The following is a 15,957-nucleotide window of genomic DNA, read 5'->3' on the forward strand; positions in this document are numbered from 1 at the left end:
TTTAGCCGAAGAGAGGCTCGTCAAGGAGGGGATTTGCAGTGCAGACACCAAGAGCCTCATCGTAGCCTTGAGGTGCCAGCACGAGGATCGTCTGCTTCGTATCCCTATTGACCACGACCTCGGAGAGAAGACGATCATCCTTGAGCTCCTTATATTTCCCTTTAGAGATCGATACATGGTACTGCTGGAGCTCCCTCATCGTCTGGCGGTCGAGGCGCAGGGTTTGTCTCTGCAGCTCTTCTATAAGATCCTTCCCTCTAGCGTAGGGGACGAAGAGATCATGGTCCATATCCTCAATGAGTTTGAACTTTACAGAGGCTTTCTCGAAGTCGAATTCCCAATCTTCAGACTCTTCGCTATAGAGGTCCTCTTTGATATTCTTTTCATCAAAGCTCTTGATAGAGGCGTAGTAGCGCAGGTAGTACGCTTCGATGAGCTCCAGAGGCATGCTGGATCGGGTATGCTCCTTGTTGTTGTCTAGCAGGAAACGTGTCGCATTCTGCCCTTCGGCTGTAGCACCGACGGCTTTACCTCCATCACTTAGGGAGAAGACATAGACTTCACCAGGAGCTGGGCGCTTCCCTTCTCTATTACAGCGCCCACCTGCTTGGACGATGGAGTCAAGGCCACTCATGGCACGGTAGACGATGGGGAGGTCTATATCCACCCCCGCCTCTATCAGCTGAGTGCTGATGACGATCGTAGGGGTGCCCGCCTTCAGGCGCTGACGTATCTCTGCGATGCGCTCCTTCAGATGAGCCGAGCACATATTGCGAGACAGGTGGATGAGATCCTGTGTCTCTTTCCCCGTCTCAAGCAGTGCTTGGTAGAGCTGTGAGGCATCTCGGCGGGAATTGACGATACAGAGGGCAGTGTCGTGCTGAGCTAGCTCTTCGGCTAGCTCCTTCGTCGTGTACTTCTTCTCCTCAAGGTGGTAGACGACTCGGTCGAATACCTTGAAGAGCTCGGGGTCTTCGGGGACGATCGGCTGGATATCTTCGTTGAGCTGATGGAAGTCATTCACTCTCTTGAAGGAGCTACTATGGTCCTTATCGAAGGGAGGGAGTGTAGCCGAGCAGAAGAGGAGCTGTGTGCCGTAGATCCACCTTAGATCCTCGAGGAGGCGAAGCATCGGATGCAGAAACTCGGTCGGGAACATCTGTACCTCGTCGAAGACCACAACGGAGTTCGCTATGCTGTGCACCTTTCTGCTTCGGGATACCTTATGGGAGAAGAGGCTCTCGAAGAATTGTACGTTTGTCGTCACGATGATGGGAGCGTCCCAGTTCTCCGCTAGTAGACGGGTGCGCTCGTAGCGCTCTGCCTCTTGGGAGGTTTCACCCCCTGAGAAGGAGATATCTGAGTGATGCTCCAGTACATTCTCCTCCCCGAAGATCTCACGGAAGATCCCTGCTGTCTGGGTGATGATCGAGGTATAGGGGATGACGTAGATGATACGTTTAGCTTCGTGCTTTAGGGCAGTCTCCAGCGCCCAAGCCATTGAGGAGAGCGTCTTCCCGCCACCTGTGGGGAGGAAGAGCGAGTAATAGCCCTTCGGGCAGGACTGTCCATGTGCTCGGCATTGGTTGAGGAAGGCTCTACGAGCCTCGTTGATCTTGCCCTTTGTCGAGAAACCCTCCATGTGCTTCGTCAGCCGATCCCTCAGGAGCTCGAGGGGGGCATATCCGTTGGTAGCCTCCTGACGGCGCTCTTTTCGCTCTTCGTCCATGAAGGCTTCGGTGTCGAGGAAGTCAGCATCCACGAGGCAGGAGAAGAGTAGTCGGATCAAGGCTTGGGCTTGCTCCTCTTCTTCTACTCGACTCGCAAGCTTCCGAAGATAGGCTTCTGTTCTCGCTCCGTGCTCTTTGACCCAGTTTTGGATCTCTGATATAAGTTCAGAGAGATCCCCTTCTGCCTTTTTACAGTGATCCTTAGTCCCTATATCATCAAGTTTATTCTGTAGTTCTGCATAGTCGTATAGTCCTCGGTGGTGTCCGCTGATGGCATAGGCGAGTAGCTGAGCGATACGAGAGCGTTTGAGTGGGTGCCCCTTGGGAAGGGATGGTAGAAGTTTGGTAGCTAGAAGCGCCCCCGCACCACTATGCGGAGCTTTTTGGTCACTCTTCCCTAGGATGTAGCGCTGGAAGGCCGGCTGAGCCTTCCCCGCATCATGGAGCTGGGCCAGTAGCCTCCCTAGGGGAGCGAGGTCGGGTAAACCAGCTTGCTCTAGGAAGTGGGCACAGTGGCGGGCTACACCTTCTATATGTTCGGGGAGGGTCTGGATGCTTCCATCTTCTCGGGTGTGTGCGATGGTTAGCTCTGGCATGGTGTCCGTTGGATTAAGGTTGGATTATATCACTTGGGCTGAGTACTTGCGTTACCACTAATTGTATGGAGCAAATTTAGGGGTTTATACCATACAAATCAAGTAACCCAAGGGGGGTATCGAATGAAGATGAATGTCCGATTTCTCACCCCGTAGTTATGCAGGGTATGGGGTGAGTTCCAGAGGTGTATAAAAACGACCTACTGTGGGTCGCTCTTGCGACCTACGGTAGGTCGTCATCAAAACCTACTGTAGGTTTTTTCGACGATCTACGGTAGGGTTGTTTTGGGGGAAAGGAGAGCTGTCGAAGAGCCCACCTTTTACCGAGGATAAAAGGGATAAAATGCAACTGTGGAAGGGAATGCTAGTTCGTCGGGAGGCGGAAGACTAGGCTTTTCTCGATCTCTTCCCCGTCCTTGGTGTTTAGGGTCACATGCAGAACAAAAGGACCGGATGCCGAACGAACAAGTAGACGTAGTGATTCTAGGGGAGTCTGGCGCAGGTTCATCAGCCAAGAGTCTTTAGCTAAAGAACTTCCTCGAGCAAGGAGCGTCCCTGCCATCGTATATACGCCGAAGGTGCATGTCGCTTGGGAGGAAGTTTCGAGTGTCTGGAGTAAGTCTGCTAGGGTGGTGCGCGCTCTCTTGTCTGAGGAGGTATCAGATGCTGCCTCCAGCGAGTTAGGCATCCCAGGGGTGGCATAGCCCGAAGAAGCAGAAGCTGCCTTCCAGTTCCCCTCTTCTTTGATCATCGTGTAGTCCTTGCGCTCTAGGGCTATTCCCGCCTTGCTCTTAAGTCCACGAGGAAGAAGGGCTTCGCTGTAATGGAGGAGGTCAATGACCTGATCTTCTCCTTTAGCAAGCGCTATGAGACCAGACTTATTCAGTAAGCGAGGAAGGGTAACTTGGACGAACCTCTCCCGAGGGGCATGAGGGTAGGTGGAGGCTAGTGCTTCGGGATCTTTGGTTAGGACGATGTAGTCTTTGGCAGGGACAGTCTGCTGAGGAAGGGCAATAGTTCGGTAGGAATGCTCATCACGGCCGATGGCAAGGAGAAAGTCCGAGAGTTCACAGTCCGTATCTGCTACATTGTATAGCTCGATATACTCGGGACACTTGGCTTTGGGGTGGGGCATGACCTCAGAGAGAAGGAGGGTAGGGCCTGACTGCTCTCCTTCATTAGGATCGTGGGGAGGCTTGGGAGTTTCGCCTTCGTTGGGATTACTCTCTCCCAGGGGATAGATCCTTAGATCTCTAAATGCCCAGTCCTTGGTGTGACGCATGGTGTAGGTGCAGCACAGCCCGAAGGTGTTCTTGCTAGCTAGCTTGGGAAGGTACGTTTCATTAGTGCCCTCTAATTCTAAGGCTTTCCCTCGAGTTGCATCACGTAGAGATAACTCCCAGCCTGATGAGGGTGTGTAGGCTACCTTGTAGTCATAGGTGTGCCCTTGCGATAGGAGCTCCTTGCTTACGATCAGACTAGACCCTAAGCGACGGTAGGTAATCTGTGGATGAGATGCCGAGGACTGGCGGGAGAGTTCAAGCCGAACAAGCGCAATACTGCCTCGGTGGTAGCCCCCAAAGTCTAGGGCAATGTACTCAAACGTGTTGGAGTCAATTACCTTACTTGCAGCTAGGAGTAGGTAGGCGAAGTTGCGACTTGTGGGCTGAAGGTCGAGACGTACTCGTCCCGCCCACACGGGAGATGACGGGAGGTGGACATTCGTCATAAGGGTTGCTTGTCCTGTAGTCTCAGGCTCCGGAGCTTGGAGTTGGAGCCAACCCTCATGAATGACGAAGGAGGTGCGATCATAGCGCCATACTTCTTCGGAGGGAGCACCCTCTGAAGAGAAGTCTGCTTGCCATGATTGTGCTTGAAGTAAGGCAGGGATATTTAGACAAAGGAAAAGGAGCGTGAGAACGAGGGTGCGCAAGGAGATCATAAGGCGTTTGGTGAGCATCCTTGGGGCAAGGGGTATCAGTCATCGTCCGTGTCCTTCTCTCGAGGTGTGTGTGCTGCTCGGGGATGGGCGGCGTAGAGCTTCTTTAGTTGCTCGAAGGAAGTGTGTGTGTAGCGTACAGTAGTAGAGACCGAGTTATGCCCAAGGAGCTCTTTGAGAAGCATGAGATCAGCTCCCGAATTGAGCATGTCAGTAGCAAAGGTGTGGCGTAGGACGTGAGCCCCACGACGAGCGAGGTTAGGGACTGTAGATAGAGCTTCGTGGGCAACGGCATAGACGGCTCGAGGTGTCATAGCTTTCCCCTCACTATTGACCAAGAAGCTCTCTGTGTGACCGAAGATGGAGGTGCGTAGATGTCGCCATGCTTCGATCGAAGAGGCAAGCCCTTCTCCAAAGGGGACGATACGCTCTTTTCTCCCTTTACCCAAGACTTTGAGTTGGCGCTCTTGGGTATCTACGGCTTGGTCCTTGAGGCCAACGAGCTCTGAGCGTCGTAGCCCGCACTCGTAGAGCATCGTCAGAATGAGACGGTCTCGTACCGCTCGCCAGTCATGCTCATCGATCTCAGGGCTAAGCATCTGATCCATCTCCTCCGTAGGGACATATACGGGTAGAGGCTTAGCTGCTTTGGGTGGGCGTAGTGCTTGAATGGGATTGGATTTGATACGCTCCGTCTTTAGGAGATAGCGGTAGTAGCTTTTGAGCGAGGTGAGGCATCTTCCCACGGTAGAAGCCTTGATTCCTTGATCCATCTTGTGCGATAGCCATCCTCGGACTAAGTCTAGGTCTCCCTCCGATGGGACGAATGCTTCGCCTAGACGATCTTCGACGTAGGCTAAGTAGCTCTGTAGATCCGCTTGGTAGGTGTAGACCGTCAGTGGAGAGGCATCCGCTTCGTAGCTCAGATAGTCGAGGAAGGTCTGGATGTAGTTGGCTCGCTCTGACATCAATCTCTCTAAGCTTAGGGGGCTAAGCGGTGAATGCTCCAAGATCCATCCTCTTCGAGCTCATAGAGGAAGCGGTCATGCAGACGACTATCTCGCCCTTGCCAAAACTCTATCCGTGTGGGGGTCACAGCGAAGCCTCCCCAGTTCTCTGGACGAGGAACTTCTCGCCCAACGAAGCGAAGGCTCTCTGCAGCAAAGCGCATCATGATGTACTCTCGTGATGGGATAGGCTGGCTTTGTGGAGAGATACGTGCTCCTACACGACTCTTGTAGGGGCGCATAGCGAAGTAGGCATCACTCTCCTCGGGAGAGAGGTGCTTGATCGTCCCCTCTACATGAATCTGACGCTCCAGTTCGTGCCAGAGGAAGGTTAGAGCTACATGGGGATTAGCTGCGATCTGTCGACCCTTACGGCTGTCGTAGTTGGAATAGAAGACGAACTTCCCAGCAAGTACTTCCTTCAAGAGGACGGTACGCATACTGGGGTGCCCATCAGGTGTTGCTGTCCCGACGATGACGGCTGTTGGCTCATTGACCTGAGCCGTGATAGCTTGATCGATCCAAGAGCTAGCCAGATCTAGGGGATCCTTAGGTAGATCCTTCCGGCTCAAGCTCCTAGAGGAATACTCTCGCCTTATATTCTCCAGATGGAGATCCTTAGACATAGGGATATGTATTTAGAGCGAAGGGGAAATTACCCCTTCGCTGCTTTCAGTTTAGATAGTTCTTTCTCGAGGAGAGCGATACGCTCATCCTGAGCATGGATGGTCTGCTGGTAGGAGTTGAGCTCCTCCGTCTCGATGCTACTTGGTGCCTGCTCTTCGACACGGAGGAGTAGGTCACTCAAGACGTTCATGTAGTTGTTGAAAGCATCATAGGGAGAGGTGTAGGGGCTGAAGGGATGACCTCCCCAGTTGATGGTATTCATATAGTAGAAGTGGTCTGCACTCTGAAGGTAGAGCCAATCTTGGAGCAGACGGCGATCATCAAGTGCATGTACACGCTCACCCCACATACGAAGCTTCTCGATAGCTCCCTGCTGTAGGATATTTCCCGTCCATTCATTGGTACTCTTTTCTTCGCCAGCCCAACTGATGGGATAGGCTACCGAGAGAGGAGCAACGGTCTTATGCTCATCAAGCAGACCAGAAGGAGTGGTGAAGCTGACATCGTAGCTTGGAGCTAACCGAGGAAGAGCCTTGAAGAACTCGAAGATACCCGTTTCAGATCTATTCATAGAGCCTAAGACTTCATAGTTCATGTAGAGCAGGGTGAAGTGCTCGTCTTCTGGAAGCCACTTGACTCGCCCAAGGAGCTTGTCGGCCGTGACAGGATACTCGGGTGATCCGTAGTCAGAGAAGTGCTTGGTGATGAGCTCTGAGAGCTGAGCATTCCGAAGGAGTAGCTTGGTCTTAGGAGCAGAGACTGCTTCGTAGAGATAGTTTGGGCTCTTCCATCCGAGGATGTGCTTTGCTCCCTCAGTGATGATACCTTCATAGCCCATGGCGGCGATCTCAGCTGCAATCTCATCGGAATAGATCAGCTCGGTATTGCAGAGGACACGAGAGTGCTCGACTCCGAAGAGCTCACGAAGCTTAGCCTGCTGCATACGTACCTGACTGCGGAACTCTACGGGGTCAAATAGCGAGGCTAGTGAATGTGCGTAAGGCTCAGCAATTAGTTCTACACGCCCCGTAGCAACGAGCTCCTTGAAGCTTTCGATGAGTTCGGGCTTGTAGTACTCCATCTGCTCAATGGCAAGCCCAGAGATGGAGAAGCTAACCGAGAAGTCTGGGTAAGCCTTCAGAAGCTCTAGGAGCATTCTATTGGCAGGAATATAGCAGGTATCAGCGATGCGCTCGAAGACTTCCTCATTGAGGTAGTCATCGGTATAGTAGTGCGAGTTCCCTATATCGAAGAAGCGGTATCGACGGAGACGATAAGGCTGGTGAATCTGGAAGCAGAGACAGATCTTTTTCATAATATGTGGTGTATAGTAGAGTAGTGATTAGCGGACATAGCGGTCGTAGATAGCTCGAACCTTACGGCCTGCAGCTTCCCAAGTGATGCTATTGACTTCACGAAGACCTTCTTCCTTGAGGAAGGCATGCATCTCTGGGTAGGTGATCAGGGCATAGATCGCATCGGCCATGGCATCGATATCCCAATAGTCCACCTTGACGGCATAGTTGAGGATCTCGGCACAGCCTGACTGATAGGAGATGATGGAGGGGACTCCACACTGCATGGCTTCGAGGGGAGAGATACCGAAGGGCTCTGAGACGGAAGGCATCACATAGACATCACTTGCTTTGAAGACTTCATAGACTTGCTGTCCCTTCATGAAACCCGTGAAGTGGAAGCGGTCAGAGATATTGCGCTCAGCAGCAAGGCGGATCATAGCATCCATCATATCTCCGCTCCCTGCCATGATGAAGCGCACACCTTTGGTACGCTCAAGCACCTTAGCCGCAGCTTCGACGAAGTATTCACAGCCCTTCTGCATGGTGATACGCCCAAGGAAGGTGACTACCTTGTCCTTCACCCCACGGCGGTCGGGGAGGGCGAGGATCGAAGGAGCAAGCGGGGTGACAGCATTGTGTACTGTGGTGACTTTCGCTGGATCCTGATGATATTTCTCGATCACCGTACGGCGGGTCAAGTCACTGACTGTGATGATGTGGTCTGCGTGGTTCATCCCATCCATCTCGATACCGAAGACCGTAGGATTGACATTCCCGCGGCTACGGTCGAAGTCGGTAGCATGAACGTGTACGACCAGAGGCTTCCCTGTGACTTGCTTGGCATGAATACCTGCGGGGTAAGTCAGCCAGTCATGAGAGTGGATGATGTCGAAGGACTCTGAACGAGCGATCACCCCAGCGACGATCGAATAGTTATTGATCTCCTCGAGGAGGTTGTCTGGATACTTCCCAGAGAATTCAAAGCATCCGAGGTCATTCGTCCCGAAGTGGGAGAAGTCAGCATAGATGTGATCTCTCAAATGGTAATACAGCTCAGGAGTCATCTTCCCAGCAAGACGATCACGCACATAGTCATAGTTCACATCACGATAGACTACGGGGGTGTCTCCAGCACCGATGATACGAAGGAAACTTGTATCCTCGTCCCCTGAAGGACGGGGAATGACGAAGGTCGTCTCCATATCTCCTTGAGCTGCCATCCCCTTAGTCAGGCCATAGCTAGCTGTACCTAGACCTCCAAGAATATGTGGGGGGAACTCCCACCCAAACATAAGTGCTTTCATTCGTATCTAATTATGGGAAGGGTTTGTGTATCGTATTTGCTTTTCGCCACCTTCAATAGTTCCAGCGATCGGAGGATCTCCCCGACACTCATGGCGAAGGAGATAGCACCACGCCCCTTGAAGGGAGGATTTCCGTCGAATAGTTCGCTGATAGTGCCTACACCATGCTGCTGAAGTTCCTCTTCCATCCCGATCAGGGTACGTTCGATGAAGGAGATAGCACTACGTCCGTAGAGCTTCAGACAAGCTTCGAAGTAGGGACCTAGGAGCCAAGGCCAGACAGAACCATTATAATAGGCCTGCTCACGCTGTAGCTGTGTCCCTTGGCATTGGGGCTGGTAGCCATCGCTCTTGGGGCTAAGGGAGCGCAGACCCTTAGGTGTACGTAGCTCTCGGGTGATGATCTCGATGACGGAGCGACGGGTAGCCTTGGGAAGCGGTGAATAGGGTAGCGATGTGGCGAAGATCATGTTCGGGCGCACGCTCCAGTCACGCTTCGTGTGATGTGGGTTGACATAGTCGAAGAGGTAACCATGCTCATTGATGAAGGTGCTGCAGAAGCTCTCCTTCACAAGTTCAAGTAGATCCTCCATCTCATCTGTCCACTGGCTAGGCATCACGTCCTTGTAGAAGCAAAGAGCATTATACCAGAGGGCATTCACTTCGACCAGATAGCCTTCTCGAGGGATGACTGCCTGCCCGTTGATCTTCGCATCCATCCAAGATAGAGGTTTCCCATCGCCGGTGATGTAGCAGAGCCCTGTGTGATCGATGCGGAGGTTGGGGTGAATATTCTTGAGGTAGTAGTGGATGAGCTCGTTGAGGAAGTCTCCGTATCTGCTGACCATGTCGGCAGTAGTAGACCAACGAGCATACTGTTGCAGAGCCCAGATCGCCCAAAGACCTACGTCCCCTTCGTTTATATCTCGGATTTCTGTGGAGAGACTTATCTGATTCATGAAGGCCCGCATCTCGGGGAGCACGGTATCCATGATACGATAGAAGCGCTCTGGCGCATCGGCGTAGATGGTACAGCCTGGCAGGGCGATGAAGAGATCTCGAGCTCGCACCCCGAACCAAGGATATCCCGCCAGCAGATAGCCGTGTGTGGCATCGGGGCGGTAATAGAATTGGAGTGCTGCATTCAGCAGACAGCTTCGGAAGTCGTCCTTGGTGATGCGCATCGCTACTTCTTCGTCGAAGAGCTGTGCAAGAGAAGCGGGATCGGCTTCTTCGATACCTGCGGAGAAGTAGACTGATTCGCCTACCTCAATATCTACATCGAAGTAGCCTGGTACATAGAGGTCCTCTGTGTATTCATAGCCACGCTCTCGCTCCTTGATATATTCGTTCTTCTCGTTCCAATGGGGATCGGAGACGAATTCATGCTTTTTGGAGACCTGAAGATATAGCGTTGGGTAGCCAGGGTAGAGGCAGAAGGTCACGCCCGAATGTGCTACACCGTAGTCGCCATTGATCTGATCATTGCGGTGGGTGAGCATCTTCACGTCACGGAAGGCAAGGAAAGGCGACAGACGTAAGGTCGTTCGGCTGTGCGCTTCAAGTAGCGTATAGCGGGTGATCGCTCTATTGGTGTAGTGGCAGAATAGGAATTGCTTCTCGAGGATCACGCCACCGACACGGTAAGTCGTAGAAGATACGACATCCACATTGTACTCTCTGATGTACTTGTGGCCTTTGGGGCTGAAGGTATCGCCTTCGTATTCGTGTATTCCTACGTTGAAGGGGACACCATGCTGGATGATGGTCAGATCAAGGCTAGAGAGTAAGACGTGGTTATTAGCACTGAGGGAGGGGACGGGGATGACGAGGAGGCCGTGGTACTTGCGGGTATTGCAGCCGACAATACTTGAGCAAGAATAAGCGCCCTTACGATTGGTACGAATGTACTCTCGTTGGGTGGACTCATCAAGATTAGCCATCAGCCTTCGGTCGAACTTGAGATAACTCATGCTAGATTTCGCTTATGAGGTGGACTCCATCAGACGGCTTGGGGAGCGGACTGCTTAGGAGGGTTGCTAAATTCTTCTGCTAAGATACGAATAAGCATTATCTCGATCAAGTGCTTGGCTTCTGCTCCGAAGGCACCTTCCCGCATTGGGGGACAAAAGAGAAGCGAGTCTGAGCTCACATAGGCTCAGACTCGCTTCTATGGATCTTCGGTAGATCTCTCGGGCTGAAGGAAGAAGGCTTACTTCTTCAGTCGAGCGAGGATCTTCGATGCAGATTCGGAGAGCAAGACGATAGCGCCAGCTAGGATCGCTGTATCCTTGATGACGAGGCGGCCAGCACCAGAGAGGAAGGGGAAGCCGTCGGCCCATTCGCCGGCAGCCAAGGCTTCTGGCGAAGCGTGTACCCACGTTTCGGGCGTGGTGATCAGGAAGGTCAGCGTCCCGATGGTCATGATGATGCAGAGCAGTTCGCCTACGATGCCGAGGTAGGGCGAGAAGAGCCCGAGGAAGACCAAGATACCGATGGTCATGATCAGTATACCTAGGCCGTGGGAGAAGAGGTAGGTACGGTTCTCGACATGCCAATCGTGCTTGGCTTGATTGTACTGTCCTTCGGGCACCTTGTTGAGGGTGTAGGCCTTGACGGTTTTACCTTCGTCGTTGGTGACCTTATTATTAGCGTCCTTGAGGAAGAAGCTCATCAGGGGGCTATTGGCAACGAAGGGGATGATCCCATTGGCTTCGTAGTTAGCGAACTTCAAGCCGCCGATCCACACGAAGATGATTAGGATGGCTACACGGATGAGTTTACGGCCGATACTTCCGAGGTTGCTTGCGCACTCGAGGAAGGAAATAAATGCTTTCTGCATGTTGTCTGAGTTAATCGTTAGATGGATGAATAAACGGATTGTTTGCCTTATAAACCGAGGTGTTTTGCAAAGGTTCACAGCTCTTCATATAGGCTCCCCTCTGCAGTGGCTCTAACCCTTCCCCAGGCATGGGACCTGTAAGTGACCCATTCATGGGTCAGTTAGGTACCCCATTCATGGGTCACCTCGGCGACCCATGAATGGGTAGTATACGGGAGCTATGAATGGGGATGAAGAGAGGGGTGGTATGGAGGGGGCTGGTTCCCCTTTAGAGTAGGAAGTCTTTGACCCACTTGCGGTAGGATGCGGAGGGTAGTCCTGAGGCATCTTGGAGTATGAGGGTCGAACGCTTCGTCGGAATGTAAGCCGAACTTGAAGAGAGACGGCACCAAAGCGTCAGTACCCGCACTTCTTGATGGGGCTTAGAGAAGATGGTAACTAGTTCAGCGAGTCGCCAACCTGATTCTACGGCCTCTCGTCGTAGTTGTTCAAGCGATGCGCTTGGCGTGATGAGCGCCAGAGCACCTTGGGTTGTGAGGAGCGATGCTGCCGTGCGAAGAAGCACCGTCGGCGACAACCCTTCCGCCACATGACGTGCAAGGCTGAGGCGATGATCTTCGGGGAGAATGCCCTCCGTATAGTAGGGCGGATTGGAAATAATGAGATCGAAGGGCGCTACTTCACTTGCAAGCGCCTCCATATAGTCCTGCGCTCGGAGCTTGAGACGAGAGGCAAAGGGAGAAGTGCGGAAATTCTCTTCGGCATCAAGAAGCGCATTCGCTTCCACTTCCCACGCTTCGACGGAGGCTTCTGGGAAACGTTGGGCAAGCATCAGAGCAACTATGCCCGTACCCGTCCCCACATCGAGGAGACGCGCCCCTTGAGGCAAAGGATGCTCAAAGGACCAAGCGCCGAGAACAAGGGCATCTGTCCCGACACGTTGAGCAGCTCGTTCCTGTGAGATCTTGAAGCTCTGGAGTACGAATGGTTGAGACATGGCTCCTACTTCTCTTCGGCCAGCGAGGCCAGCACCAACTCTGGATGGCGAATACGCCAAGCCTGAGGATAGAGATTGTTGGATCGGTTGCCGAGGTGCTTGACGAAGCCCAGCGCTTGTCCTCCGTAGCAGATCAGAACAAACCCTTTCGGTGTCGTCTCCGGAAGCAAGATCGCTTCACGAGCCAAATAACGTATCGCCGTCTCTTGAGATACTTCTACACGAGGGAAGGCTTCTTTGGCTAGCGCCAAACTCAGTGCTAGGGCAGGCTGCGGAAGAAAGCTCTTGCCCTTTACTTCTGCCAGAGGTATCCCCGAAGTAAGGATGGGGATCTTCTGCGCTTGTAGCTGTTCGACCAGCGACGAGACCGACGGCGAATAAGCTACAAGTTGGTCGTCTCCTACCTGCTGGAGGATGAGGTCTTGGCCTAGGTCTTCGGTGATCCAAGCAAGTACTTCTGCGGGAACTTTGGCACTTCCTCGGCCTTTTCCTTTAGAAGACTTCCCCTTTGCAGGTGCTTCGTCCTCGGACTTACGTAGGACACAGAGGAAGAGACCTTCACCTCGCACTCGATGAGGCATCATCCGATAGCAGGGATAGGAGCTCAGCGCAGAGGGGGTGATTTCATTAGGGCAGTCAGGTAATGCCAGTGGCTCTGCGCCGAACTCTTCGACGAGGTAGCTGACCATAGCTTCGTTCTCATCCCGATTGAATGTACACGTGCTATAAACCAAGATACCTCCTGGACGAAGTGCAGGCCAAATGTCTTCGAGGATCTCCCGTTGCTGACGAGCACACTGCGCTACGAGACTGGGAGACCACTGACGGCGAGCCTCCTCGTCCTTGCGCAGCATCCCCTCACCAGAGCAAGGAGCATCGACAAGTATGAAGTCAAAGGTCGACCGAAGCTTGCCGAGAGCTCGGGGCTCTGTAGAAGTGACGATGGACTGTGTAGATCCCCACTTCTGGATGTTCTCGGCGAGGATCTGTGCTCGAGAGCGTATGAGCTCGTTACTTACAAGAACACTCCCCTCGGGAAGGAGATCAAGGAGGAGGGTACTCTTGCCTCCTGGAGCGGCACAGAGGTCTAAGGCGGTAAGGGGATCCTCACCTAAGAGGGGCTTCACAAGGCTGAGCAGCATCGAAGAAGCTTCCTGCACGTAGTAACAGCCTGCATGCCAGAGGGGATCTGCGGTGAACGACGGACGCTGATCAAGGTAGTAGCCCCAAGGTTTGGACCAAGGAATGGCATCTCCTAGAGGAAGGGATAGCTCTATCTCCCGTGTCTTACGAGCATTGAGGCGGATAGATACCGAGGGCTCTTCGTCAAGGGCACGGAGAAGTGCAGGAGCTTCGTCGGGGAGGAGCTCATGGATCTGCTCGCTGAAGCCTGTCGGTAGTGGGGTAGTGAGTGGCATAGTCTATCGGGGACTTCTCTTGCTAGCGACCAAGGAGGAAGATCGTCGGCACCTTATGAATATCAGGGATGTGTCCTCGCCAAGAGGAAAGCTTCTTCGTCTGAAGGATGGCATGCTCGGAAGTGAGTCCCGAGGCAATGCAAAGCTTAAGATCGGGCGAGCAGTGTCGAATGAGTTGCTCCACGAGTTGCACGTTGCGGTAAGGGGTTTCGATGAAGATCTGCGTCTCACCACGAGAGCGAACACGGTGCTCTAGTTCCTTCATCGCCTGCTGACGCTTAGCATCTTCGATCGGAAGATAGCCTGAGAAGGCGAATCCTTGACCATTAAAGCCCGAGCCCATCAAGGCAAGGAGGATCGAACTAGGGCCTACCAGCGGGATCACTTCTATTCCTTTGCGCTGAGCGATCGCTACAACATCCGCTCCGGGATCTGCAACGGCAGGACAACCTGCCTCAGAGATGATCCCGATATCTTCGCCCGAAGCAATGGGAGTGAGGAAGCTCTCGATACTTCCTTCTGGCGTATGCTTATTGAGCTCGTAGAAGGTCAAGCTGTCGATGTCGATACTTCGGTCTGCAGCTTTGAGGAAGCGCCGAGCAGAGCGGACATTCTCCACGATATAGTGACGGATAGTGGGCAGTAAGGCTCTATTCAGCTCGGGCAGACACTGGTTGTGTTCGACCTCCGCAATGGGTACAGGGATGAGATAGAGCTTCCCTTGGGGCGTATTCATAAGGTCTTAGGGATGAGAAGGGGAAGAGGAGCGAAGGCGGTGCGCTAACAGAATCGTCTGCTCCAGATAAGGGTATTCGGCGATGAGGTAGCGTGCAAAGGCTCCTGTCTCGAGCTCTGATGCCAGATGCTCGATCGGCCACCATCGTCCCTTGATGGGGAGACAGTCGACGAGCAGTTGACTAGGATCGGCGATGTCGACAGCGAAGAGATAGACGCTAAGGTCTTGCCCTGCTATCGTCTCATGATAGTGAAGGAGGAAGCGAGGCCTAGCGCGTCGGATACCGCAGAAGCGTAGGTCGATGAGTTCTTGAGCTACCTGGTCAGGGCGGTAGCCTTCGGTCAGCCAAGCTACGAAGGGAGTATCGTAGCCTGCTGTCTGAGGAAGGCGAGCTTCATGCGCTTGTTCCAGATAGATCATATCCCGAGAAGTGGCGATCAGACGCACGACGGGCAGTCGCCCTTCGCTTGGCTCTGGGGTCGTCATGGAGACACGTCCGACGGGCTGCTGCTGATCATTGAGCACGGGGATCCATACTTCACGTTCCAGACGCTTCTTTACCCAGACGAGATGTGCACATTCTACGGCGTAGACCGACCAAGTGAAGACGACGACGAAAGCTGATGCGGCATAGAGCAGTATACGCCAATGCACGGGGCAAAGCATCGTGCAAAGACCGATGAAGATAAGAGCGATGAAGGAGAAGACCACGAGGATACGCTCGAAGCGCAGGCGCTCGGCTCTCAAGATACGTCCTCGGATGCAGAGGCATTGCTTCGGATATTCTCTTCGAGCGTCGACGAAGCGATAGAGGGCTACCACGATGCTGCTGACGAGATAGGATATCAGCAGAAGGGACTGCACTCCGAGCGGATGGCCGATGAGTGTCTCGGAGGCGAAGAGTAGAAGTATTCCCCAGAGCCCGAGCACAAAGAGCGAGCGGTGCATGATCGATCTATTGGCCGCAAGTCCTCTGAGAGCGAAGAGCCCCGCCACACAGAGCGCCAGCGTCCCAGCTACACCTACCCAAGCGGTAAGTGGAGCGAAGAGCAATGCGAAGGTCAACCCCAGTGGGAAGGTGAAGAGCTCTGTCGGAAGAGGTAGATCAAGAGAAGATAGGGGCTTCGTCTTGTGATAAAGGGATCGAATGGTCTTAATCATGCAACCTTACAACACCTTACGGCGAGAGCTGGTTCACCTTCACCATCCGCAGAGGGAGATTTCCTCCTGCCCTCTACGCCGCCGAAGGTCTACCCTCTAACGTTTCCCCCATCTATATCTTTCCTTACCCCCATCCATAGCTCCCGTATACTACCCATTCATGGGTCACCGAGGTGACCCATGAATGGGGTACTCGACCGACCCATGAATGGCTCACTTACAGGTCCCATGTATGGGGTGATGATACATATCGCTTGGGGAAGGTGATCCCCATACATAAGCAGCTGCGCTGGAGCCATCAA

Annotated in this window: 12 protein-coding genes; all 12 read right to left on the reverse strand. The window is 53.2% G+C overall.

Going from position 1 to position 15,957, the window contains the following annotated elements:
- Position 1: 1 nt before the first annotated feature.
- Entirely contained in the window at positions 2–2,326 is a 2,325-nt protein-coding gene (gene cas3, locus Q0336_RS01385) for a CRISPR-associated helicase Cas3' (protein WP_298524691.1), read from the reverse strand.
- A gap of 364 nt (positions 2,327–2,690) precedes the next feature.
- Complete coding sequence (locus Q0336_RS01390; RefSeq protein ID WP_298524693.1) at positions 2,691–4,268, reverse strand: lamin tail domain-containing protein; 1,578 nt, start codon at positions 4,266–4,268, stop codon at positions 2,691–2,693.
- A gap of 35 nt (positions 4,269–4,303) precedes the next feature.
- Complete coding sequence (locus Q0336_RS01395; RefSeq protein WP_298524696.1) at positions 4,304–5,233, reverse strand: tyrosine-type recombinase/integrase; 930 nt, start codon at positions 5,231–5,233, stop codon at positions 4,304–4,306.
- Between the two features lie 14 nt (positions 5,234–5,247).
- A complete protein-coding gene (gene pdxH, locus Q0336_RS01400; RefSeq protein ID WP_298524698.1) occupies positions 5,248–5,898 on the reverse strand; it encodes a pyridoxamine 5'-phosphate oxidase in 651 nt (216 codons plus the stop codon).
- Positions 5,899–5,927: 29 nt separating this feature from the next.
- Entirely contained in the window at positions 5,928–7,214 is a 1,287-nt protein-coding gene (locus Q0336_RS01405) for a glycoside hydrolase family 57 protein (protein WP_298524701.1), read from the reverse strand.
- Positions 7,215–7,241: 27 nt separating this feature from the next.
- Positions 7,242–8,501, reverse strand: coding sequence for a glycosyltransferase family 4 protein (locus tag Q0336_RS01410; RefSeq protein WP_298524704.1), 1,260 nt, complete (start codon positions 8,499–8,501; stop codon positions 7,242–7,244).
- Positions 8,498–10,474 (reverse strand): glycogen debranching enzyme N-terminal domain-containing protein, encoded by a 1,977-nt coding sequence (locus Q0336_RS01415; protein WP_298524706.1) that lies wholly within the window; start codon positions 10,472–10,474, stop codon positions 8,498–8,500. Before Q0336_RS01415 ends, Q0336_RS01410 begins: the two co-directional genes overlap by 4 nt.
- A gap of 239 nt (positions 10,475–10,713) precedes the next feature.
- Complete coding sequence (locus Q0336_RS01420) at positions 10,714–11,343, reverse strand: DUF417 family protein (RefSeq protein ID WP_298524708.1); 630 nt, start codon at positions 11,341–11,343, stop codon at positions 10,714–10,716.
- 268 nt (positions 11,344–11,611) lie between these two features.
- The gene (locus Q0336_RS01425; protein WP_298524713.1) at positions 11,612–12,340 is read right to left on the reverse strand and encodes a methyltransferase; all 729 of its coding nucleotides are present in this window, start codon (positions 12,338–12,340) and stop codon (positions 11,612–11,614) included.
- Positions 12,341–12,345: 5 nt separating this feature from the next.
- Positions 12,346–13,758, reverse strand: a complete 1,413-nt coding sequence (locus tag Q0336_RS01430) for an RNA methyltransferase RsmF (RefSeq protein ID WP_298524716.1) — start codon at positions 13,756–13,758, stop codon at positions 12,346–12,348.
- Positions 13,759–13,780: 22 nt separating this feature from the next.
- The gene (locus Q0336_RS01435) at positions 13,781–14,494 is read right to left on the reverse strand and encodes an SAM-dependent methyltransferase (protein ID WP_298524718.1); all 714 of its coding nucleotides are present in this window, start codon (positions 14,492–14,494) and stop codon (positions 13,781–13,783) included.
- A 6-nt stretch (positions 14,495–14,500) separates the two neighbouring features.
- Positions 14,501–15,655, reverse strand: coding sequence for a hypothetical protein (locus tag Q0336_RS01440; protein ID WP_298524721.1), 1,155 nt, complete (start codon positions 15,653–15,655; stop codon positions 14,501–14,503).
- Between the last annotated feature and the right edge of the window lie 302 nt (positions 15,656–15,957).

Origin of the sequence: uncultured Porphyromonas sp. (assembly GCF_938039215.1) — a bacterium.
GTDB lineage: Bacteria > Bacteroidota > Bacteroidia > Bacteroidales > Porphyromonadaceae > Porphyromonas.